Genomic DNA, 22,936 nt, shown 5'->3' on the forward strand with positions numbered 1-22,936 from the left:
GGCTTCTCTGGCGCCGACAGTTTCACCTACACCGCCACCAACGCCAGCGGCACCTCCAGCCCGGCCACGGTGACCATTACCGTCAGTGCACCGAGTATCAGCCTGAGCCCGACGACGCTGGGCAACGGCGCCGTCGGCACGAGCTACAGCGAGACCCTGAGCGCCTCCGGCGGCACCGCGCCCTACACCTACGCCATCACTGCCGGTGCTCTGCCGGCTGGCCTCAACCTGAATACCAGCACCGGGGTGATCAGTGGCACACCAAGCGCCAGCGGCACGAGCAACCTGAGCGTGACTGCCACCGACGCCAACAGCGCCAGCGGTTCGCAGGCCTACACGCTCACCATCGGCGCCCAAGCACCGGTGGCCAACGCCGTCAGCGCCACGGTGGCGGCCAACAGCAGCGCCAACCCGATCACCCTGAACATCAGCGGCGGCGCCGCCAGCAGCGTCGCCGTGGCCAGCGCTGCCAGCCATGGCACCGCCAGCGCCAGCGGCACCAGCATCACCTACACCCCGACAGCTGGCTTCTCTGGCGCCGACAGTTTCACCTACACCGCCACCAACGCCAGCGGCACCTCCAGCCCGGCCACGGTGACCATTACCGTCAGTGCACCGAGTATCAGCCTGAGCCCGACGACGCTGGGCAACGGCTCCGTCGGCACGGGCTACAGCGAGACCCTGAGTGCCTCCGGCGGCACAGCGCCTTACACCTACGCCATCACTGCAGGTGCTCTGCCGGCTGGCCTCAGCTTGAATACCAGCACCGGGGTGATCAGTGGCACACCAAGCGCCAGCGGCACGAGCAACCTGAGCGTGACCGCCACCGACGCCAACAGCGCCAGCGGTGTGCAGGCCTACACGCTCACCATCGGCGCCCAAGCACCGGTGGCCAACGCCGTCAGCGCCACGGTGGCGGCCAACAGCAGCGCCAACCCGATCACCCTGAACATCAGCGGTGCCGCCAGCAGCGTTGCCGTGGCCAGCGCTGCCAGCCATGGCACCGCCAGCGCCAGCGGCACCAGCATCACCTACAGCCCGACTGCTGGCTTCTCTGGCGCTGACAGTTTCACCTACACAGCCACCAACGCCAGCGGCACCTCCAGCCCGGCCACGGTGACCATTACCGTCAGTGCACCGAGCATTACCTTGAGCCCTGGCTCACTGAGCAACGGCTCCGTCGGCACGGGCTACAGCGCGACCCTGAGCGTCTCCAGCGGCGCCGCGCCCTACAGTTACAGCATCAGCAACGGCAGCCTGCCGGAGGGCCTGAGCCTGAACAGCGCCAGCGGTCTGGTCAGTGGCACGCCGAGCACCACCGGCACCAGTAACCTGACCATTACTGTTACCGATGCCAACGGCGCCAGCTGCTCCCAGGCCTACTCGATCACCATCGCCGCCATGGAGATCAACGTGCCGGCCTCCAGCCAGATCCTGGCGGCGGGCCAGTCGGCCACCGTCGACTTGACCCAGGGCGCCACCGGTGGCCCGTTCACCCAGGCTACACTGGGGTCGGTCACACCGGCATCGGCTGGACGGGCGATGATGACCGGCCGCTTCTCAATGAGTTTCGTGCCTTCGGCCGCCTTCGTCGGCACTGCGGTCGTCAGCTTCAGCCTGGAGAATGGTAGCGGAGCCCGTGCCGTGAGCACTGTCAGCTTCATGATCCAGGAGCGCCCGGACCCGACCAAAGACGAAGAGGTCATCGGCCTGCTCAACGCCCAGACCCGCGCAGCCGAGCGTTTTGCCACCATCCAGATGGACAACTTCAATCGGCGTCTTGAACAGCTGCACCAGATGAGTTGCGACCGCAATTCGTTCAATGCCAGCTTGCGCAACGAAGGCCGCGACGTACCGTTGGGCCAGATCGCCAAAGCCGTCCAGAGCCAGCTGGAGAACTCGGCTAACCAGACCGAGCAGGAGAAACGCGAAGTCGCTACCTCCCGGCAGAACAACTGCAAACAGGATGCCATGGCGTTCTGGAGCGACGGCTTCGTCAGCGTCGGCTCGACCCATGCACAGGGTGCGCAGGACAACAGCTTCACCACCCTGAGCCTGGGCGTCGGTGTCGACTATCGTCTGTCGCCGACCGCCATTGCTGGTGTCGGTATCGGCTACGGCAATGACCGCAGTGACATCGGTAAACACGACACTCGCAGCGATGGGGATTCTATCGGCATCGCCACCTACCTGAGCCTGAACTTGGCACCGCAGGTGCATGCCGACGGCCTGCTGGGCTACAACCGCATCAGCTTCGACTCGCGCCGCTACATCACTGGCAGCGCCGATGATTATGTCCGTGGCTCGCGGGATGCCGATCAGTTGTTCGCCTCCCTGACTGCCAGCAATGAATACCGCCAGGGGCCTATGTCGCTGACGCCCTACGGCCGCTTGAACGCCAGCAGCACATACCTGGATGCCTACCGTGAAAGTGGCGGCGGCATTTACGGCTTGTCCTACGACAAGCAGCGCCAGCAGAACTTCACCTCCTACCTCGGCGTGCGATCGAGCTACGATCTGACGACCCAAATCGGTTTGGTCACGCCCAAGGTCGGCCTGGCCTGGGGCCACAACTTCAGTAACAGTAGCGACTACAAGATGCGCTACATCGATCAGGGTGACGAAGGCACCCTGTACCAGCTCAAGCCCGACGCGGTGGACAGCGATTTTGCTAGTTTGGAAATGGGCGTGGACTTTAACCTCGGACGCGTCTGGCAAGTGGGGGTTTCGTACAAAACAGCTCTTGGCACGAACGAGCGTAACGACACTATCCGCCTGGGTCTGAATGGCCAGTTCTGAATCCAGGATCCAGTTCAACATGTTTGGGTTGCTCCCTACAGAAGGAAATGGATCCCCCTGAGGTATAGCCACAAAATAACACTCCGCCAGACCCCGACTTTGGCGGAGTGTTGTGCTTTAGCTGCGCCGAAGGAGTGGAAATTGCACAACGGCTCAAGGGCTTTGTGACCGGCCGGAAAACCCTTGCAGAAGGGGAGGGCTAGCCAGTCGTCGTTAGAGATGAAGCGACGGAGGGCTCATACGCTGATGAACGAAGGACTATCCAGACTGAAAGCGGCGAGGTATAGCGTTACGTGGTGGTTGCCGATATTAGAAGCAGTTGCGCATCGTGCGATGGGTGAGATCAGGGAGGGGGTGGCGTGGGTCTCCGTTTATTTGGCTAAAAATGTCCGTTGGACCAAGCAGATGACATTGATACAAAACAGGATGTTTGAAAAGCGTTTTAAATAGTGCGCTTTCTTAATGACCTGTGCATGAACGATTATTTATGACAATGAAAAAAGGGCGCATCATGCACCCTTGAAAATTAATTTCATTAACTTTTTTCGCTATTGAAGTGTGGGGGTTCCTACATCGGGGTAAATAACTCCAGGAAACGACTATAAGAAATTGGGTTGCTACCTTGTGGTTTGTCCTTTGCAAGAATAACATCGTTATTGCTAATATTTACGAAAACTTGCTCTTTATAAAGCTGGTTAATCAGGGTGTCACCATCCCATACCCAATGCTGCTCAAGCTTCATATTGTCATTACATAGCCCCATGGATACGCCGTGCTTGCTGATATCATCTGATGTTCTTTCTAAGCAGTACCCAATGGCGGAAATACTTTGTAGTCTTCCAAATTTATCCATAAAGAAACCCTGTTTCTTATTGTTGTTAATATCACAGGTCTCAAAAGTGAATGTTGGTGAGTTATTGTTTCCAATGATGCTAGTGCATTTGCTTGATACTCCTCCCAATTGTAGATTTACTGGCCACTGACCAATAAATACAGGGTTATCCCAATCCACTTTAAATGAAATATTTGCTTTCAATGGCGGTGCCTGGATAGACTCGCCTCTGAATTTTGTTCTACAAATTGGGGTGGTACTACAGATAACATCGCCATATGCTTTGAATACTTTGGGTGTAATTACGGCTTCAATGTTAAACGTTCCTGTGCCAGCCTTTCCTTTTTCATCGTTCACAAAGGTAACATCAAAGCTAGGCATGAAATTCTCGTAAGACATTTGAGATATATTGTCATACATCAATGGGTCTTTTCTATTTAAAGAGTTTTGAGCGCCATACCACCTCATGTTATCTTTGGCATTATTAAACTGTTTCCTCTCCCATGAAAAAATTGCTTCATCACTGCCGCTGGGGTCATTAAGTAATCTTTTTGATACTGCATACTCTCTTGATGCGATCGTAACATTGCGACTTTGTTCTGAGGTGACACTTGTGGTGAGCGTAGGCTGCTTCGCCGTAACACTTAGTGTTGCATTATAAGTGACTTTATTCCCCTGGCTAATACTGCTTTCAGGATTGATATTTTCAGGGAACGAATTGAAGATACGGGCTCTTGCTTTAGATGGTGAATTTTTGTCTGATTTAACAGTGAAGGTTGCTGCCTCAATAATTGGAGCACTCATGAACTCAGTGCTACTATATTTTTCTTTGTTTTTAATTGTTCTGATGGCCTCATGGTTTAGCGTGATCCCACGGCCTTGAGTTTCTTTACCAATGCTAACCCTTACGAATTTACCATTATTAGACATCCCAGATTTCTCGGAGCTTGCTAGCGATACCAAGAATATTAAGTCGATATCTCTGTCTTTACAGGTGGATATGGTACTACCATCCCAGCTAACTCCACAGGTTGAGTTCTGTATAACACTTGAGTTATTGAGATTGAGGTAATACTCAATCATAGGGATTTGTTGGTTGAATTCACCTTGATAGCTAAAATTAGTTGCTGGAGAGATGTCACTCAAATCACTTAATTGTTCTATTTTATATAAGGTATCGTGAATCAGCTCGGCCTTGTCTGTATCTATGGGAGTTAGCATGACTTTGCCATTATGTCGACTGACCACGATGGCATTTTCATCAAAAGAAATTGGAATTGTTTTTCTGAATTTCTCTTTCGCGACTTCAATATCTTCTTTCTTTTTAATGTCACTAAAATCAAATAGAAATACTTCCCCTTCTTCTAAAGTCTTCTGTATTATGTCGTTGTAGCTAGGTGTGTGACGATCATTGTTTTTACGTGACTCAATTAACTTTTTGTTAAAATTTATGTAATTTACATTATCTGTGTCAATGTTTGCTCTTGTAGCAAAAGAGCTCATTGTTTCTAAAGCTAGCGTGGGGGTTGATAATGATGTCAAGGTAATCAATAAAATTGCTATTTTTGTTTTCTTCATTTTTAAACACCTATTGTGATTGGTTGTATCTACTGAGCCTGTATCATGTCGAAAATTTCATTTCACTATTAAATTTAATATTAATAGCTCCATCCTGTGTGGGCTCGTTCGCATCTATTAAATGTAAACAAAAAATTGTGTCAATCAAACATTTATTAGGTAGGAAGGAAATGTGATTCACCGCGCATATAGCGTATATAAAAGTGGTTTTTTTGTAACTGGATGTATCTGTAAATAGGTTCAATGACCGTAGTTAAATAGTCGTTCCGAATAGCAGATCACTGGAAGAAGGGAGCTCAGTCCCGTTGATCTGATTAGTCGCCAAACAAAATACACGAAAAGGACTTAATTGATACCCGTACTTTCACCCTTGCCGCGACCACAACGGCGCCGTATTCACAAAATTATCCACTCCACCCGTGATAACGGTCATAAACGCCGTTTGATAGCCGCCCTGTTGCTACATGAAGGCCGCTCGTTATTTATCTGTGCAAACGAAGATGTGGCACCAGAGCTCACTTGCTAATCCAGCGCGGCTGCACCTATAAAGGCCCATCACTCTTGTCCGGATAACAGCAATGAAGACCCATTCTGATGAACTGACCCTGTTTGTGGCGGTGGTGGAGGCGGGCAGTTTTCGCCAGGCGGCGGAGAACCTGGGGATGGACAATTCTGTGGTGAGCCGTGGCATCAAGCGGCTGGAAGAGAAGCTCTCGACCGTGCTGCTCAACCGCACCACCCGCCGGGTCAGCCTGACCGAAGAGGGGAGCTGGTTCTATCAGCGTGCGGTGAAGATCCTGACCGAGATGAGCGAGGCGGAGGGACACCTGCTGATGCGCAAGGCGCAGCCGGCGGGGATATTACGGGTCGATGCGGCCACCCCCTTTATCCTGCACCGGTTGGTGCCCATCATCGGTGAGTTTCGCCGTCGCTACCCCGCCATCGAGCTGCAATTGCACAGCTCGGAGGGCTTTATCAATCTGATGGAGCGGCGGGTGGACATGGCCATCCGTATCGGCGAGCTGGCCGACTCTTCCCTGCGCGCCCTGCCGCTTGGCCACTCGCGGCTAAGGTTGCTGGCATCGCCCGCTTACCTGAGCGAGCGCAGTACCCCGCGCCAGCCGGCGGATCTGCTGGCTGGCCACGAGCTGCTGGGCTTTTTGCATCCCGATCACCTCAACCACTGGCCGCTGCTCAGTGCCGAGCAGGGGGATCGCTTTGCCATCACCCCCAGTCTGCGGGCCAGCAGCGGCGAAACCTTGCGTCAGCTGGCGCTGGCAGGGCAGGGGATCGTCTGCCTGTCGGACTTTATGACAGGGCCGGATCGGGCCAGCGGCGCTCTGGTGGAGGTGCTGGCGCGCAGCAACAGCGGCGCCTCGCGCCCCATCAATGCGGTGTTTTACTCCGATGCCCAGCGCGACATCCGGCTGCGGGTCTGGCTCGATTTTCTCAAAGAGCAGCTGAGAAGCCATACCCTGTAACGCCACGTCGTACGGCCAAGCAGATAAACAGACGGCCGAGTTGAGGGTCGGCCGCGAGTTCGGGAAGGTGTGTGCGGCGAGACGGCTTTAACGAGGCAATTTGCCCCACACCCGGCTGAGCAGGGCGCCGCCGATCACGGGCGCAATGGCCAGCAGCAGGGTCCACTGCCAGGAGAGTCCACCCGCGGTGGTCGCCAGTACGATGCTGGTGAGTACCACCAGTTGGGCCACCATCATCAGAAAGGTTCCTTCTCGGGGGGTCAGAGCCTCTTTTTGAGCGACGGATGGCTGGGCTACGGGTGCTTGAGTGGTGGTCGATTTCATGGCGATATCCCTCTGTTGGGTCTGATATCACTAAGCAATGGCCGTTCCACCTTTTTTCCCGTTAACTATCAATGATTTGTGGATTATCGCCGCATTCCCGTTTCGGGATCGCGCGCAAAATGATTCGCAAAATGAAAACGCCACCTTGCGGTGGCGTGCTGGTTACTGAGAGGGGGGAGGGACTGGACCTAGCCAATCCGGTATTGGCGGATCTGCTCGTCGATGGCCTTGGCCAGCTCAAACAGCTCACTACTGGCTATATTGCTCTCCTGCGCGTGTTCCCGCTGGAGTTCGGCCACCATGGCGAGCTCATCCAGCGCCGTTCTGGCCTGCCCCATCTGTTGATTCTGGGCCTGTGCCAGCGCGCTGATCTCGTTGATCTCGAGGGCGGTCTGGTTGATTTGGCTGGTGGCATCGATCAGCACCTCTCTGGTCTGATGCATCCTGCTATAACCCTCTTCGCTCAGGGTGCGGGAGTCCGCCATCGAGCTGCTGGCCTGACGGGTACCCTCTTGCAGGCGCAAGATGAGATCCTGCACATCCTTGGTTGCAGTTTGGGTGCGCACGGCCAGTTGACGTACTTCGTCGGCAACTACGGCAAAGCCGCGGCCCATCTCCCCCGCGCGGGCCGCTTCGATGGCGGCGTTGAGGGCCAGCAGGTTGGTCTGGTTCGACACATCGCGGATCAGATTCATGATTTGGGTGATGTTGTTGCTGTCTTTGACCACCTCCTCCAGCAGGGCGGAGGAGCTGCCGATGCTGTTGCGCAAGGTATCGAGTTGCTCGGCACTTTGGGTCACATCCTGCTCGATGGCGATCATGTGGCTGGCGATACGCCGGGTCACCTCGTTGACTCCCTCCGAGCGGGTGGCGATCTGCTCGGCGTTGTTGCCGATGATGGAGACCACATTGGTCAGCTCCTGAATACTCTGGGCCTGCTGGCAGGCTTCACCCGCCAGCGCCTGGGCCTGTTGCATGGATTGGGATGACTGCGCCGAGAGGGCGCTGCCTGACTGCTGGAAGCGGGAGAAGCTCTGGTTCAGGCTCTGGATCAGCTGGTTGAAGCTCTGGGCCATCATCCCCAGCTCGGATTTGTCAGAGAAGTCGAGGCGAGTCACCAGATCCCGATCGGCGGTGATGTGGTGCATGCCATCGGCCGCCTGACGAATGGGGCGGCTGATGGAGTGAGCCAGCCAGGCCGAAGCCAGCATCGCCAGCCCGCCGATGGCCAGTGACACCATGATGATCAGCTTGCGGGAGGCGAGCAGCCCCTCTTCCAGTTCGGCACCGTTGATCTCGCCAATCAGTAGCCGGTTGAGGGTGGGGATGTAACGTACCGCAATGAGGTAGGTCTGCCCCTCCAGCGTCAGCGCTTCCACCGCCACTTGCTCCCGGGCGTTGGGGATGAGCCGTTTGACGGTGTCGAGGAAGGATTGCTGATGGTGGGCGGAGCCTTGTTGCTCCTGCTCGGGGTGGATCTCGATATTGCCCTCCATATCGGCCAGATAGACTTGACCGCTCTTGCCAATCCGGTAGCCGCTGATGAGCTTGCTCAGGGCGCTCATGTCAATGGAGGTGCCCGCCACCGCCAGGGTCTTGCCTGCTGCGGTCACGGCTGTGTTGATATAGAGGGAGGCGCTCTGGTCGAAATCCGAGATATCGAGGTTCAACTCGTACGGTTTGCCCCGTTTGAGAAAACCGTAGAACCACTCATCTTTCGGGTCTGACTCGCTCAACTGTTTTTGGGCTGTGGTACTGCCACTGAAGTTGATCAGGGTACTGCTCTGGCGTGGCGCGATAAAGACATTGCCACCGATGCGCTGCTGAAGATCCTGAAAGTAGCGCTCTATGGCGGGCCACTCTTGCTCTGGCATGCCGGCGGTCAGCCAGTCGATAACAAAGCGGTTGTTGGCCAGCGCCTGCGCTTCGGTCAGATGCTGGATCAGCTGGGCGGTCAGCTGGTTGGCGATCCGGTCCACACTGCTTGGCAGCTCGTAGCGTTCGACCCGCTGCTGTGCCTGATTGTGGGAGATCTGCTCCAGGATCAGGGTGATGCAACTGATGGCGATGATCATCAGAATGGCCACCCCGGAGAGGATCCGGGTGCGGATCCCGAGCCCTGACCAGAGTGAGTGCAGTGTAAAACGGTGTATCGCCCTCTCCATATCTCTCTCCTTGATAAATAAGGTCACATATGCCACCCAGATGATGATTATAGATAGATAAGTCAATTGCGTTGTGCGGGATGCTGGCAGCAGCGCGTGGCGATATTTGGATGCGATGAAAGGCGGGGTGTGCTGACAAGAAAGAGGCCGACATGGCTGTCGGCCTCTTTGGTTGTTCAGGGGCATTGTTACCTACATCAGTGAGGCTTGAATGGAGCCCTCTGAGGTGGTGGTGAGCTGGGCACCACCATCCTCTTCAAGTCAGCATGCATGGGCAAGGTGCTTCAGCCCATCACTCGCTGGTTTCAACACAACAAGTCTCTCGTCCACGGTGGCTCTCTTACCTTTCTGATGCTCACGGGGATGTTCAGCCTCACTCTGCGAGCCGATCAGGGGCTACTCAGTGAACAGCATTGGGTCAGTGGCAGGTCTTCTTGATGGCTGGAGCAACCAGGCTGCCTGGTGGCGCAGGGGGCGTATATAGGTCGCTGGTTCCATGGCGATGGCCAGCCGCTGGATGGGGTCGGTAAGTCCATTGTGCAGATTGTGGTTCATGCGCTGGCGCGGGGAGTGGGCAGCCTCATCGGCGTGCCTGCCAGGTACGGGGCTAGCGGTAAGCCAATGTAAAAAGGAGCCGGCGGCTCCTTTTTTGCGTCAGGTGCTGGGGCTCACAGCTTGGCCAACATCTCCTTGGTGACCAGCACTATGCCCTGCTCGGAGCGGTGGAAGCGACGGGCATCTTCGCAGGCGTTTTCCCCCACCACCAAGCCTTCAGGCAGTTTGCAGCCTTTGTCAACGACCACCCGGCGCAAACGGCAGCCGGGCCCTATCTCTACACCGGGGAAGATCACTGCCTGATCCAGGGTACAGAAGGAGTCGACCCGCACATGGTTGAACAGTACAGAGCTCACGATGAAGGAGCCGCTGACGATGGTGCCGCCGGAGAACATGGAGTTGATGGTCATGCCATGCTGGCCATTTCTGTCCTGCACGAATTTGGCGGGGGGCGTCATGTTCTGGCTGGTCCAGATGGGCCACTCCTGATCATAGATGTCGAGCTCGGGCATCACGGAGGCGAGATCCATGTTGGCCTCCCAGAAGGAGTCCACAGTCCCCACATCGCGCCAGTAGGGGCGCTTTTGCGGGCAGCAGCCGACACAGGACATGCTGAACGGATGGGCGTAGGCAGTGCCCTCCTTGACCACCCGCGGGATCACGTCCATGCCAAAATCGTGGTGTGAGGCCTGGTTGGCCAGATCCTCTTCCAGCAGCTGATAGAGATACTCTGCCTCGAAGACATAGACCCCCATGGAGGCCAGCGCCGTATCGGCCTTGCCCGGCATGGCCGGCGGATTGGCCGGTTTCTCGACGAAGGCGTTGATCTTGCGATCCTCATCCACCGCCATCACGCCAAAGGCGCTCGCCTCGGTACGCGGTACCTCGATGCAGGCCACTGTCACCTTGGCACCCATGTTGACATGGTCGAGCAGCATGGCGGCGTAATCCATCTTGTAGATGTGATCCCCCGCCAGCACCACCACATATTTGGGGCCGTGATCGCGAATGATATCCAGATTCTGATAGACGGCATCGGCGGTGCCGCGATACCAGTTGACCTCGTCCACCCGTTGCTGGGCTGGCAGCAAGTCGATGAACTCGTTCATCTGGTAGCGCAGGAATGACCAGCCCGATTGCAGGTGGCGCAGCAGGCTGTGGGACTTGTACTGGGTGACTACGCCGACCCGGCGGATCCCCGAGTTGATGCAATTGGAAAGTACGAAGTCGATGATGCGGAACTTGCCGCCGAAATGCACTGCCGGTTTCGCCCTGTTGTCCGTTAACTGCTTGAGGCGACTGCCCCGCCCTCCTGCGAGAACCAAAGCCATGGTCTCGTTCAGCAATTGTCTGGATTTTGCTGTATTGGCAGGTTGTAACAACATTGAATACCCCTTTATTGATACATCTCTTCGATAGTGCCTCCTTTGAAGCTTGTTTGAAAGTGCTTTCACTCACACTTTTCATCCGTTTTTTCGAGCAAGTGATGATTTTGTCATTTGAGGTGGCAGAAATTGTCGCAGGCAGCGCGATAGTTCACCAGATGTCAGGTTGTCAGCGGGCTGAAAGGGGGGGATTACTTTGAATAAACAGCGTTTTTTAAACAAGCACCCGCCGAAGCGGGTGTCTGTTTAACGGGGGGGACTTGCACTAGAAAAGATCGTCTTTCTCATCCTTGGTGGGTTCCAGACTCCAACCTGTTGCATCGCTGCTGCTGGCTATCTGGCCCTTATCTTTCCACAGCTTGATCTTGAGGCGCAGGTTGTTGGCCGAGTCGGCGTTTTTCACCGCCTCTTCCTCTTCTATCACCCCTTCGACCACCAGATCGAACAGGGCGCTGTCGAAGGTGACCATGCCGAGGGCCTTGGATTTCTCCATCACCTCCTTGAGACCGCCAAATTCACCGCGCTTGATCATGTCGCGGATGGTATGGGTGCCGAGCATGATCTCCACCGCCGCCCGGCGGCCGCCGTCCGTGGTTTTGACCAGCCGCTGGGAGACAAACGCCTTGAGGTTGTTGCCCAGATCGTTGAGCAGCTGCGGGCGGCGCTCCTCCGGGAAGAAGTTGATGATACGGTCCAGCGCCTGGTTGGCGTTGTTGGCGTGCAGGGTGGAGATGGCAAGGTGGCCGGTTTCGGAGAAGGCCAGCGCATGCTCCATGGTTTCGCGGTCGCGGATTTCACCGATAAGGATCACGTCTGGCGCCTGGCGCAGGGTATTCTTGAGCGCGGCGTGGAAGCTGCGGGTATCTACCCCCACCTCCCGCTGGTTGATGATGCTCTTGCGGTGGCGGTGAACGAACTCCACCGGATCCTCGATGGTGATGATGTGACCGCCGCTGTTGCGGTTGCGATGGTCGATAAGCGCGGCAAGTGATGTCGACTTGCCCGAGCCGGTACCGCCCACAAACAGCACCAGGCCGCGTTTCTCCATGATGGTGTCGAGCAGTACCGGGGGGAGTTTGAGATCTTCAAAGCGCGGGATCTCGGTTTTGATGTTGCGGGCCACCAGGGAGACTTCGTTGCGCTGCTTGAAGATGTTGATCCGGAAACGGCCGATCTGGGGCAGGGAGATGGCGAGGTTCATCTCCAGCTCCTTCTCGAATTGCAGTTTCTGCTCGCCATCCATGATCGCGGCGGCAATGTTTGCTACCTCGCCCGGCTCGAGTGGTGTCTCCAGAAGGGGACGTAATCCGCCATTGAACTTGGCGCAGGGGGGAGCGCCGGTTGACAGATAGAGGTCGGAGCCGTCCTGTTGGGCCAGGATCTGTAACATGTCTCGCAATTCCATTTTTTGCCTCGTCTATCAAGGAGATGTCGTGATGGGGGATGTGATTGAGTGTACAGCCTCAGGCGCCGGTCAGTTTCTCGCGAAACACAAAAAACACTGCGCCCATGATGCAGAGCCCTGCCCAGAGGTAGTCCCATTTCAGGTCTTCCTTGAGATAGAAGATAGAGAAGGGGACGAACACGGTGAGGGTGATCACCTCCTGCAATATCTTGAGCTGGCCCACGCTCATCACCGTATGGCCGATGCGGTTGGCGGGCACCTGCAACAGGTATTCGAACAGGGCGATACCCCAGCTCACCAGGGCGGCGATGATCCAGGGTTTGTGGTTCATGCTCTTGAGGTGGGCGTACCAAGCGAAGGTCATGAAGACGTTGCTGCATAGCAGCAGACCGATACTGGTAATGATAGGGTTCATTGGATCTCCTTTAAAATCAATCGCATTTTATCTCTGAGTCGCGGGTTTCTATAAGTGGGGCCGCAGGTTTTTTTTAATCCATCAAGGATGGGGTAACACGAGAGGTCACAGGATGGGCAAGACAAGCTGGGGTGTGCTTGGTCTGCTGTTTACTTGGTGCATGGGCATGAGCAAGCACTCACCCCATCAGGCGCGCAGAAAGCCGTTGGTGCTGGCGCTGCAGGCACTGGTGGCCAGCGGCGAAATCCAGGCCCTGGCCAAGGCTTACCAGCCTTGACCTCGGGTGGTAACACGCTGTTATCATGCGTTTTTCATCCTTGTGTGCCGGGCTGGTCAATCCTGCATCGGCGCCGGGCCTTGTTCACGTTCGGGGATCCTCTGTGTATCTCTCTCTGCTCGCCCGCCAGCGACGCTGGCAGCGGGGCTGGTTGCTCGGCCTGGTGCTGTTGACCCTCACGCTGTTTCTCTTCTCCCTCGCCTGGGGCGAGTTCGTGCTGCTGCCCTGGCAACCCATGGGGGAGCTCGAACAGCGCATCCTGCTGGAGCTGCGGTTGCCACGCGCCTTGCTGGCCCTGCTGGCGGGGGCCGCGCTTGCCTGTGGCGGCGCCGTGCTGCAGGTGATGCTGCACAACCCGGTGGCCGAACCCGGTCTGCTCGGTGTCTCGAGCGGGGCGGGATTGGCTGCCATGGTGGCGATGGCGGTGGCCAAATCCCTCGGCGTCTATCTGCCGGGCTGGGGGCTGTCGCTGGCGGCCTTCGGTGGCGCGCTGCTGGTGACCATGTTGCTCATTCGGCTGGCGCGCCGGGCACGGCTCGGTCATGCTCGGCTGCTGCTATTTGGGGTCGCCATCGGCATCCTCACCAATGCGGCCATGACCTGGCTGATGTACTTTGCCGACGATGGCTCCCTGCGCGAGTACATGTTCTGGATGATGGGCAGCCTCGCCTACGGCAGCCAGCAGATCGCCTGGTGGTGGCTGGTGCTGCCGCTCACCCTGGGTTGGATCTGCTGGCAGGGCAAGGCCTTGCAGCAACTGCTGCTGGGGGAGACCCAGGCCCGTCTGATGGGGCTGGACGTCGACAGGATGCGGGTGCGGCTGGTGTTGGCGGTCTGTCTGCTCACCGGTCTTGCGGTATCCCTGTGCGGTGTCATCGGCTTCGTCGGGCTGGTGGTGCCCCATCTGCTGCGCCTGTGCGGCGGTAGCGACCAGCGCTTCCTGTTGCCCGCCTCGGCGCTGGGGGGCGGAGCCCTGCTGCTGGGGGCCGATCTGGTAACGCGCTCGGCCTTGAGTGCAGGTGAGTTACCCATCGGCGTCATCACTGCCTCGGTGGGGGCGCCACTCTTTATCTACCTGCTATTGAGGCAAGATGCCGATGTCGCCCGCTGATCCCATCTCTGTTGATCGTGCTGCTGCGCCGCTGCTGGAGGCGCGCGCGCTCGCCATTGCAGGGCGGCTCTCTCCCCTCGATCTACGTTGGCATGGCGGCCAGCTGGTGGCGCTGCTCGGTCCCAATGGCAGTGGCAAGTCGACCCTGCTCGGTGCGCTAGCGGGGATCCTGCCCGCCGAGGGCTCGGTACTGCTGGGAGGGGACGTGCTCACTGACCTGAGCTGGCCGGAGCTGGCCAAACGGCGCGCCATGTTGCCCCAGCGCCAGCCCCAGCTGTTTCATATACCGGTGTTTCAGGTGCTGAGTTTGGGGCTCGATCAGGGGGTTGCGCCTGCCAGACAAAACGAGGCGATCAAGGCGTTGTGCGAGGCGCTGGAGCTGGAAAGCTTGCTGGCCCGGGACTTCAGCCGACTGTCGGGAGGAGAGCAGCAGCGGGTGCTGATTGCCCGTACCTTGTTGCAGCTGTGGCCGAGCCTCAACCCGACCGGCAAGGTGCTGCTGTTGGACGAGCCGCTGGCTGGGCTCGATCTGCACCATCAGCTGGCGCTGTTGCGACTGCTAAAGACGCTGGCCCGTGAGGGCTTGCTGGTGGTGCTCGCCATCCACGATATCAACCTGGCCATCGACTGGGCGGATCGGATCCTCTGTCTGCAACAGGGGCGAGTGGTGAGCGAGGGGGGGGCAGAGCTTATCGACGAGGCGTTGCTGGAGCGGGTGTTTCAGATAAAGACAGACCGCGTCGAGGCGGCCGGTCGGGTCTGGTTTATGCCCAGCTTGTGAGAGGCGCGTTGGCATGGGGCTAAGCGAAGCCCAATGCGTGTCAGGCAAAACGGATGCAGGGTGGGTCGCGGCTTGCGCGGCTCACCCTCCCTCTCATTGTTTATCCAGATAAGATGCAGCTTACTTTAACCCTGTCTGGTTTTATCCAACCGCACCTGCGCCGCTTCAGCCAGCATCGCCAGCAGGGTTTCGGTGTCGTTCCACGACAGGCAGGCATCCGTGATGCTCTGACCGAAGGTGGCGGCGCAGCCGTTCTCCACATCCTGACGCCCTTCCACCAGGAAGCTCTCGGCCATGATGCCGGCGATGCCGGTGCGACCACGGCGCAGCTGATCGCAGATGTCCTGGGCTACCAATAGCTGACGGCGGTGATCCTTCATGCTGTTGCCGTGGCTGAAATCGACCACCAGGCGCTCGGGCATGCCCACGTCGGCCAGCGCTTCACATGCTTCGTCGACGCTGGCGGTGTCGTAGTTGGGCCTGTGGCCGCCACGCAAGATCACGTGGCCAAAGGGGTTGCCGGCGGTGCGGTAGATGGTCATCTTGCCGTCTTTGTCCGGGGAATAAAAGATGTGGCTGTGGCGGGCGGCACGCACCGCATCGATGGCGATCCGGGTGTTGCCATCTGTGCCGTTCTTGAAGCCGACCGGGCAGGAGAGGGCGGAGGCCATCTCGCGATGCACCTGGGATTCGGTGGTGCGCGCGCCGATGGCGCCCCAGGTGATGAGATCGCTGATGTACTGGCCGGTCACCATGTCGAGGAACTCGGTGGCGGTGGGCATGCCGATCTCGTTGATGTCGACCAGCAGCTTGCGGGCCAATTTCAGCCCTTCGTTGACGTCGAAGCTGCCATCGAGGCGCGGATCATTGATGAGCCCCTTCCAGCCGACTATGGTGCGCGGCTTCTCGAAGTAGGTGCGCATCACTATGCACAGGCTGGTTTTATATTCTTCGCGCAGGATGTTGAGGCGGCGGGCGTACGCGTGGGCGGCGGCCGGATCATGGATGGAGCAGGGGCCGACGATGACCAGCAGGCGCTGATCCTCACCGGCCAGAATGGCTTCCACTTCGCGGCGGGCATCCAGCAGATTCTGGGCAATGGTGTCGTTGATAGGGAAGGCGTGCGCGAGCTCGCTTGGAGTGATCAGGGACTCCAGGCGACGGGTGCGCAATTCATCGGTGTGAATGGACATACGACTCAATTCTCGAGTGGGTGGCGTGGGCTGTTGCTCGACGGCGTGCCGAAAATGCAAAGGGATAAAATAAAGCAAAACCCCCCCGATTGAAACCTTGTGGGGCTCTGATAGGATGTGAATCCCCAAACGATTCCAAATAAGGTAGATAGCGTGGCAAAGCCAGGGGCAAGCGGGGTCACCCGCATCATCAATGCAACCGGTTACAGCATGAAGGGGCTCAAGTCAGCCTGGATCAACGAGGCTGCCTTCCGGCAGGAGCTAATACTGATCCTGCTGCTGATGCCACTGGCCTTTTGGCTCGGGGATTCCCTCAACCAGATCCTGCTGCTCATTGTCATCAGCTGGCTGGTGGTGATTGTCGAGATCCTCAACTCCGCCATCGAGGCCGTGGTGGACAGGGTGGGCTCGGAGCATCACGAGCTGTCGGGCCGCGCCAAGGATCTCGGCTCCGCCGCCGTCTTTATCGCGCTGGCTCTCAATGCGCTGGTGTGGGGGGCGCTGGTGGGGCGCAATCTGCTGGGCTGGTGGTAGGTTGCCAGAGCAACCTTCCTCCTGGCACTTCTAGCATAAAAAAGCCCGTCATCGAGACGGGCTTTTTGTTGGCCGAGCGTTGGGGCTCAGGGCATCAGTGCAGGATCCGCGCGCGGATGGTGCCATTGATCTCCTTGAGCTTGGCCAGCGCCCTCTCGCTGTGCTCCGTCTCCACGTCGATCACCACGTAGCCGATATGGCTGCTGGTCTGCAGGTATTGACCGGCGATGTTGATCCCCTCTTCGGCGAAGATCTGGTTGATCTGGTTCATGACGCCCGGCTGGTTGCGGTGAATGTGCAGCAGGCGGCTGGAACCCTTGTGGCCCGGCAGTGAGACCTCCGGGAAGTTGACGGCGGAGAGGGTGGAGCCGTTGTCGGAATACTTCACCAGCTTGTTGGCTACCTCCAACCCTATGTTCTCCTGGGCTTCTTGCGTGGAACCACCGATGTGCGGGGTCAGGATCACGTTGTCCAGGCCGCGCAGCGGCGTCAGAAACTCCTCGTCGTTGGACGTGGGCTCGCTCGGGAAGACGTCGATGGCGGCGCCCGCGAGGTGGCCGCTTTTGATGACGTCAGCCAGCGCATTGATATCTACCACTGTGCCGCGGGAGGCGTTGATGAAGATGGCGCCCGGCTTCATCATGCGCAGCTGCTCGGTACCGATCAGATCCTTGGTGGAGGCCGTCTCGGGTACGTGCAGGCTGATCACATCCGACATATTGAGCAGCTCGACCATGCTCGGCACCTGGATGGCGTTGCCCAGGGAGAGCTTGTTCTCGATGTCGTAGTAGTAGACCTTCAGGCCTATGCTCTCGGCGATGATGCCGAGCTGGGTGCCTATGTGGCCGTAGCCTATGATGCCAAGCTTTTTGCCACGGGCTTCGACCGAACGGTTGGCCAGCTTTTCCCACACGCCGCGATGGCACTTGGCGTTTTTCTCCGGGATGCCGCGCAGCAGCAGCAGTATCTCCCCCAGCACCAGTTCGGCTACCGAGCGGGTGTTGGAGAAGGGGGCGTTGAAGACGGGGATACCACGCAGGTGGGCGGCATCGAGGTCGACCTGGTTGGTGCCGATGCAGAAGCAGCCGATGGCGACCAGCTTGCCAGCGGCGTCCAGCACCTTATCGGTGAGCTGGGTACGGGAACGCAGGCCCACGAAATGCACGTCACGAATGCGTTCGATCAGATCCTCTTCCGACAGGGAGGTCTTGAGGTACTCCACGCTGGTGTAACCGGCCGCACGAAAGGTTTCCACCGTGTTGGGATGGACTCCCTCCAGCAGCAGTACCTTGATCTTATCCTTGTCCAGCGAAAACTTGGCAGTCATGACGATCCCTTTATGTATGCAAAGAAAATGAGTGCAGATATGGTGTGTGAAGAAAACCGTAAAGTAACAAAAACGGTTGGGAGAGGGAATATTTGTGACGAAAGTCAAATTCTTTGAAGTTTTCAACGATAGTTGTAAACCACAGTTTGCAACTCATTGAGGGATAAATGAAAACGGCGCCATCAGGCGCCGTCATCCATGCAGGGGACGATATTGGGGCATGACCCTGGGTGCCATGCCAAACAGCGTCCCCCCCGTCCGTCTGTGTTACTGGGTAACCACGCCGTCCGGCGTACCGATCAGCACCACATCGGCACCGCGGTGGGCGAACAGGCCGTTGGTGACCACACCGACAATGGCGTTAAGCTGCACTTCCAGCCCTTTGGCATCCTTGATGGCCATTCCCTTGACGTCCAGTATGATGTTGCCGTTGTCGGTCACCACCCCCTCACGCCACACCGGATTGCCGCCAAGCTTGCGGATCTCGCGGGCCACGTATTCGCGGGCCATGGGGATCACTTCCACCGGCAGCGGGAACTGGCCCATCACGTCCACGGTTTTGGTGTTATCTATGATGCAGATGAACTTGTCGGCCACGGCGGCGACAATCTTCTCGCGGGTCAGGGCCGCGCCACCGCCCTTGATCATGTCGCGGGTGGCGTTGATCTCGTCGGCACCATCCACATAGACGGAGAGGGCATCGATGTCGTTGAGGTCAAACACCTGGATGCCAAGGCCCTTGAGGCGCTCGGTGGAGGCCACAGAGCTGGATACGGCCCCCTGGATCTGGCCCTTCATGGTCGCCAGCGCGTCGATGAAGTGGTTGACGGTAGAGCCTGTGCCTACCCCGACTATGGTGCCGGGAACCACGTACTTGAGCGCAGCCCAACCGGCCGCCTTCTTCATTTCATCTTGAGTCATGATGGATCCTTTGGGAAAAAGCGGGCGCATTATATCCAAGCATCCCCCTCAGAGCGACCACAGCGCTCACGTTCCGGTCCAAAAATCCCCAAGATGTAAATCGTTTGCCTGTTTATTGAGCCCTGTCGCCCGGGTGGGCCAGAGGGATGGGCGGAAGTGGCGGTATCGAGCGCAACAGGGAGCAGGCCAAAGCCAAGACAGAAAGGGGCTGGCAGTCAGGGCGGGCCGACTGCCCGGTGGTCATGGAAATTGCCAGCAGCGGCTGGGGGTGATGATTTGCGGCAGCGGCACGTCCCACTCCTCCTGCGGTACCGTTTCCACCTGCTGGCAGTCGTGGGCGATCCCCAGCGGCTTGGGGCCCAGCCTGTGTTCATGCCAGCAGGCGAGGGTGCGATCGTAATAGCCGCCGCCCATGCCGAGCCGGTTGCCCTCGCCATCGAACGCCACCAGCGGAGTGCAAATAAGGTCGAGGGTGCTGTGAGGCACCACCTGGGACATGTCCAGCTCAGGCTCGGCGATGCCATAGCGATTGCGGGTCATGGGGCTGGTGGCGGTATAGCGCAAGAAGAGCAGGTGACCCGGAGTGAAGGGGTGCAGCACCGGCAGGTAGACCTCTTTTTGCTGGGCCCACAGCCAGTGGATGGCGGGCAGGGGATTGAGTTCACCGTCGTTGGCCAGATAAAGGGCGATGCGTTTGGCGGCCAGGATCTCCGGATGTTGCTTGAACTGGGCAACCAGCTGCTGGGCGGCTGCCTGCTGCTCGGCCTGGCTCAGGCTCTTTCTGCGCTGGCGGATGAGCTGGCGCAGGGATTGTCTTTCAGGCTGGGTATCATCCGGCATGGGGGCTCCTCTTGTGTGCACCTGTGTGGTGCAGATGGGTTGCCGCAACGGGCTGGGCTACCTTAACAAGGCTGGCGGGGTATGAACAGTGCGACCAGCCCTACTTGAAATGGGCCGCCGGGCAGGATTCAATGCCCCGCCCGGCAGCGGATGTAATTACTTGTCAGAGCCCTTGGCCATCTGATGTTTGACGAACACGGCCACTATAGCCGCCAACGCCAGGGCCATGGGATAGAAGCTCATGCTCACCACCGAGAGCGGAGAGAGGGCGAAGATGGAACCCAGCAGCAGCGCCTGGGCGCCCCAGGGGAGCAACCCTTGTACCACGCAGGAGAAGATATCCAGCATGGAGGCGGCGCGGCGCGGGGTGACGCCGTGATGCTCCGCCAGCTCCCGTGCCACCTTGCTGGCGACGATAATGGCCACTGTATTGTTGGCGATACAGAGGTTGGTCAGTCCCACTACGCCGGCGATGCCGAGCTCGGCCGCCCTCTCGTTCTGCTCGCCATCGTGCTGGCGGGTGAAGCGGGCAATCAGGGTACTGATCCGCTCGCTGATCCAGGCCAGCCCGCCCTGGCGTTCCATCAGGGTGCCGAGACCCCCGAGCAGCATGGAGAGCAGGAAGATCTCCTGCATGCTGGTAAAGCCCTGATAGATGTCCTTGCTGAACTGGCCCAGCGGATAACCGCTGACCATGCCCACAGCGCCAGCGGCCAGTATGCCAATGCCCAGCACCATGAAGACGTTCATGCCGGATAGGGCCAGCACCAGGATCAGCAGGTAAGGCATTACCTTGAACAGATCCGCATGGGCTGTCGTGGCGGGGGCTTCTCCCACGGATCCCAGGGTCAGATAGAGCAGGATCACTGCGATGGCGGCGGGGGCGGCAATCTTGAAATTCTCGCGAAACTTGTCCTTCATCTCGCAGCCCTGGCTGCGGGTTGCCGCTATGGTGGTGTCGGAGATGATGGAGAGGTTATCGCCGAACATGGCGCCGGAGAGAATGGTGCCGGCCATCAGCACGGGATCGATCCCGGCGGCTTGGGCAACGCCAAGGGCCACGGGTGCCACGGCCCCGATCGTGCCCATGGAGGTGCCCATGGCGGTGGCAATAAAGGCAGAGATGAGGAACAGCCCCGGCAGCAGGAACCAGCCCGGGATCAGCGACAGGCCCAGCGCGACAGTGGCATCCACCCCGCCGGTGGCCTTGGCCACAGTGGCAAAGGCGCCCGCCAGTAGATAGATGAGGCACATCGCCATGATGTTGCTGTCACCGACCCCCTTGAAGAAGGTCTCCAGATTCTTGTTGAACCCCTCTCTCCCCAGCATCAGCGCCAGTATGACGGCGGGCAGGGCAGCTACGGGGGCGGGCAACTGGTAGAAGGCGAACTCGACCCCCTGCAGGGTGAGCCAGGTGCCGGTACCGATAAAGAGCGCGAGAAAGGCCAGAAGAGGCAGCAGGGCTCTGGCACTGGGTTGGGTCTGGATCATGTGTTCCTCTGTGGTTGAACATGACCTCCCTGTCGCAGCCAGCCCTGATGAACGGGGGTGAGCCTGGCGGGCATCCTGCCGCTATGGGGCGCCTACAGTAGTGAGTCGGGGCCATCCGGTCAAGATAGACGTCCAGACGGATAGGTGTTTTTATTGATCAGTTCAGCATTCATTAAAATATCAAAAGTATGTTCGGATAAATCAATTAATATTGTTAATTATTCGGTGTCATGGGGCGGGTTATCTGCGCATTTTTCACTGACATGGGATGTGGCTGACGGGGCATGTGGGGGTACTGGATATCCGGACGCTCTGTGCGTTTGGGATTGGGCTTTAACGCCGCCTGCAGAGTATAGCGAGCGTTGCACTGGCATCTACAGACCACAAGGCGGCGCTGATATTCGGTCAAGGTGGCGCTGTTACTGCGCCATTTCCCCCACTGCTTGAACGGCTGCAGCCAGGGCGTGGCTATCGAGAGTCAGGGGAATGTGGCTGATACCTGGCACCAGGGTGACGGGCCATGGAATGCCGAGTGCTCTTAACTCGGGTTCCAGTTGGTCGGTTTTAAACGCTTCGTCATCGGTGCCCGCGATCACGGCGCAGGGGCGCTGTACATTGCGCAAATTCTGCCGGTAGTCGCGCTCTGGCTGGAAGTTCGCGGCGAGGTTGAATGAGTAGGAGGGGGTCAGGAGAGCTTTCGCTTCGTCATTGAGCGCAAAGTTCAGCACCGTCAGATGGTTGAGTGCGGAAATATGGAAACCGTTGAGGATGCTCAGGGCAATGAGGCGAGGAATGCCGACACTCACCCAGCCGCCGCTGTTTGGTCGGTAGTTGGCGGCCGTGGGGCCGAGATAGGGGGAGAGGAGCAGGTAGTTGTCGAACAGGGTTTGTCGTGAGCCACCGGCGACGCGCAGCACAAAGCCACCGCCGGACGAGAAGCCCGCGAGGGTGGCGGGTTGACTCGGGGCCACTGCTGCGGCGAAATCTTCCAGATCGTCTTCCAGTTGGCCTATGTAGGCTATCGTGCCTCTCTGGCCCGACTCGCCATGGCCGCGGATATCGAGGGCGTAGGCGTCGTATCCCGCTTGCGCGAAGGCACTTGCCATCTTGTGCATGCTCTGGCCATTGGCCGAGGAGCCATGAACAAGTACCACGCTGCCCCTGATATGCTTGCCGGCGGAGGCGTAGTGCCGGTAGGCGAGCTCGGTACCGTCTCGGGCCTTGTATCTGGAAGATGAGGGGATGTTACGCCAATCAATGTGTTTGAAGGGGTCGCTGATACTGGTCATCTCCGGCGCCGGACCTGGCCCGCCAAACAGCAGCGCCGCCACAAGGGTGACAAGGCCGAGCGACAGCAGGCCCAGTACGCACAGCAATCTCGTATTCATATGTTTACTTCCTAGCTATGGGCGTCAATTGCAGCTTTTTATCGGCGGAAACCTATCATATGGTGCCGTCTCTAGCAAACCTCAAACCGTCAGTCTGTGGGGGGAGTGGCAAGCCTGTGCATTAGCCATGTTGA

General features: G+C 58.2%; 17 protein-coding genes and 4 pseudogenes. 8 read left to right on the forward strand and 13 right to left on the reverse strand.

Features of this window, described 5'->3' with window-relative positions:
- Both BN1129_RS07130 and BN1129_RS24160 read left to right on the forward strand, forming a co-directional pair.
- Window positions 1–2,799, forward strand: a 2,799-nt coding sequence (locus BN1129_RS07130) for an autotransporter family protein (protein WP_042035522.1), incomplete at its 5' end; no start/stop codon positions are given.
- Window positions 2,800–2,928: 129 nt separating this feature from the next.
- A pseudogene (locus BN1129_RS24160) lies at window positions 2,929–3,249 on the forward strand (IS4 family transposase); the annotation flags it as partial.
- A 118-nt stretch (window positions 3,250–3,367) separates the two neighbouring features.
- Here BN1129_RS24160 and BN1129_RS07140 read toward each other — a convergent pair.
- A complete protein-coding gene (locus BN1129_RS07140) occupies window positions 3,368–5,209 on the reverse strand; it encodes a hemolysin N-terminal domain-containing protein (RefSeq protein ID WP_042035525.1) in 1,842 nt (613 codons plus the stop codon).
- A 352-nt stretch (window positions 5,210–5,561) separates the two neighbouring features.
- On the opposite strand from BN1129_RS07140, the pseudogene BN1129_RS23190 reads away from it, so the two are divergent.
- Together BN1129_RS23190 and BN1129_RS07145 are read left to right on the forward strand one after the other, a co-directional pair.
- Window positions 5,562–5,690 (forward strand): annotated as a pseudogene (locus BN1129_RS23190) (IS630 family transposase); the annotation flags it as partial.
- Between the two features lie 97 nt (window positions 5,691–5,787).
- Window positions 5,788–6,690: a LysR substrate-binding domain-containing protein gene (locus tag BN1129_RS07145; protein ID WP_042035526.1), complete on the forward strand. Its 903-nt coding sequence runs from the start codon at window positions 5,788–5,790 to the stop codon at window positions 6,688–6,690.
- Window positions 6,691–6,777: 87 nt separating this feature from the next.
- Here the strand turns inward: BN1129_RS07145 and BN1129_RS07150 are convergent, their stop codons facing one another.
- The 6 genes and pseudogenes from BN1129_RS07150 to BN1129_RS07170 form a co-directional block, all read right to left on the reverse strand.
- Window positions 6,778–7,014 carry a hypothetical protein gene (locus BN1129_RS07150; protein WP_042035527.1) on the reverse strand — a complete coding sequence of 79 codons (237 nt, stop codon included), beginning with the start codon at window positions 7,012–7,014 and terminating at the stop codon, window positions 6,778–6,780.
- 188 nt (window positions 7,015–7,202) lie between these two features.
- Window positions 7,203–9,179 (reverse strand): methyl-accepting chemotaxis protein, encoded by a 1,977-nt coding sequence (locus tag BN1129_RS07155; RefSeq protein ID WP_042035529.1) that lies wholly within the window; start codon window positions 9,177–9,179, stop codon window positions 7,203–7,205.
- A 396-nt stretch (window positions 9,180–9,575) separates the two neighbouring features.
- A pseudogene (locus tag BN1129_RS24575) lies at window positions 9,576–9,755 on the reverse strand (WbuC family cupin fold metalloprotein); the annotation flags it as partial.
- 92 nt (window positions 9,756–9,847) lie between these two features.
- A complete protein-coding gene (gene glgC / locus BN1129_RS07160) occupies window positions 9,848–11,119 on the reverse strand; it encodes a glucose-1-phosphate adenylyltransferase (RefSeq protein WP_042035530.1) in 1,272 nt (423 codons plus the stop codon).
- Between the two features lie 265 nt (window positions 11,120–11,384).
- Complete coding sequence (gene tapW / locus BN1129_RS07165; RefSeq protein ID WP_042035531.1) at window positions 11,385–12,524, reverse strand: type IVa pilus ATPase TapW; 1,140 nt, start codon at window positions 12,522–12,524, stop codon at window positions 11,385–11,387.
- A 58-nt stretch (window positions 12,525–12,582) separates the two neighbouring features.
- The gene (locus tag BN1129_RS07170) at window positions 12,583–12,939 is read right to left on the reverse strand and encodes a DMT family protein (protein WP_042035532.1); all 357 of its coding nucleotides are present in this window, start codon (window positions 12,937–12,939) and stop codon (window positions 12,583–12,585) included.
- A 160-nt stretch (window positions 12,940–13,099) separates the two neighbouring features.
- Here BN1129_RS07170 and BN1129_RS23200 point away from each other — a divergent pair.
- The 3 genes and pseudogenes from BN1129_RS23200 to BN1129_RS07180 form a co-directional block, all read left to right on the forward strand.
- Window positions 13,100–13,216 (forward strand): annotated as a pseudogene (locus BN1129_RS23200) (ABC transporter substrate-binding protein); the annotation flags it as partial.
- Between the two features lie 103 nt (window positions 13,217–13,319).
- Window positions 13,320–14,327, forward strand: a complete 1,008-nt coding sequence (gene btuC, locus BN1129_RS07175; RefSeq protein WP_042035533.1) for a vitamin B12 ABC transporter permease BtuC — start codon at window positions 13,320–13,322, stop codon at window positions 14,325–14,327.
- Window positions 14,314–15,108, forward strand: a complete 795-nt coding sequence (locus BN1129_RS07180; RefSeq protein WP_042035571.1) for an ATP-binding cassette domain-containing protein — start codon at window positions 14,314–14,316, stop codon at window positions 15,106–15,108. Before btuC ends, BN1129_RS07180 begins: the two co-directional genes overlap by 14 nt.
- Window positions 15,109–15,233: 125 nt before the next feature.
- On the opposite strand, the gene BN1129_RS07185 is transcribed toward BN1129_RS07180, so the two are convergent.
- On the reverse strand, window positions 15,234–16,301 hold the full coding sequence (locus BN1129_RS07185) for a 3-deoxy-7-phosphoheptulonate synthase (protein ID WP_042035534.1): 1,068 nt from the start codon (window positions 16,299–16,301) through the stop codon (window positions 15,234–15,236).
- Window positions 16,302–16,454: 153 nt separating this feature from the next.
- Here BN1129_RS07185 and BN1129_RS07190 point away from each other — a divergent pair, with 153 nt between their 5' ends.
- Window positions 16,455–16,835: a diacylglycerol kinase gene (locus BN1129_RS07190; RefSeq protein ID WP_042035535.1), complete on the forward strand. Its 381-nt coding sequence runs from the start codon at window positions 16,455–16,457 to the stop codon at window positions 16,833–16,835.
- A gap of 94 nt (window positions 16,836–16,929) precedes the next feature.
- Here BN1129_RS07190 and serA read toward each other — a convergent pair whose 3' ends face one another.
- From serA to BN1129_RS07215, 5 genes are all read right to left on the reverse strand, one after another.
- On the reverse strand, window positions 16,930–18,162 hold the full coding sequence (gene serA / locus BN1129_RS07195) for a phosphoglycerate dehydrogenase (protein ID WP_042035536.1): 1,233 nt from the start codon (window positions 18,160–18,162) through the stop codon (window positions 16,930–16,932).
- A 267-nt stretch (window positions 18,163–18,429) separates the two neighbouring features.
- Window positions 18,430–19,083, reverse strand: a complete 654-nt coding sequence (gene rpiA / locus BN1129_RS07200; RefSeq protein ID WP_042035537.1) for a ribose-5-phosphate isomerase RpiA — start codon at window positions 19,081–19,083, stop codon at window positions 18,430–18,432.
- Window positions 19,084–19,323: 240 nt separating this feature from the next.
- Entirely contained in the window at window positions 19,324–19,923 is a 600-nt protein-coding gene (locus tag BN1129_RS07205; RefSeq protein ID WP_042035538.1) for a 5-formyltetrahydrofolate cyclo-ligase, read from the reverse strand.
- Window positions 19,924–20,079: 156 nt separating this feature from the next.
- The gene (locus tag BN1129_RS07210) at window positions 20,080–21,414 is read right to left on the reverse strand and encodes a Na+/H+ antiporter NhaC family protein (protein WP_042035540.1); all 1,335 of its coding nucleotides are present in this window, start codon (window positions 21,412–21,414) and stop codon (window positions 20,080–20,082) included.
- 419 nt (window positions 21,415–21,833) lie between these two features.
- Window positions 21,834–22,802 carry an alpha/beta hydrolase gene (locus BN1129_RS07215; protein WP_042035541.1) on the reverse strand — a complete coding sequence of 323 codons (969 nt, stop codon included), beginning with the start codon at window positions 22,800–22,802 and terminating at the stop codon, window positions 21,834–21,836.
- Between the last annotated feature and the right edge of the window lie 134 nt (window positions 22,803–22,936).

This window comes from Aeromonas popoffii (assembly GCF_000820025.1).
GTDB classification, from domain to species: domain Bacteria; phylum Pseudomonadota; class Gammaproteobacteria; order Enterobacterales; family Aeromonadaceae; genus Aeromonas; species Aeromonas popoffii.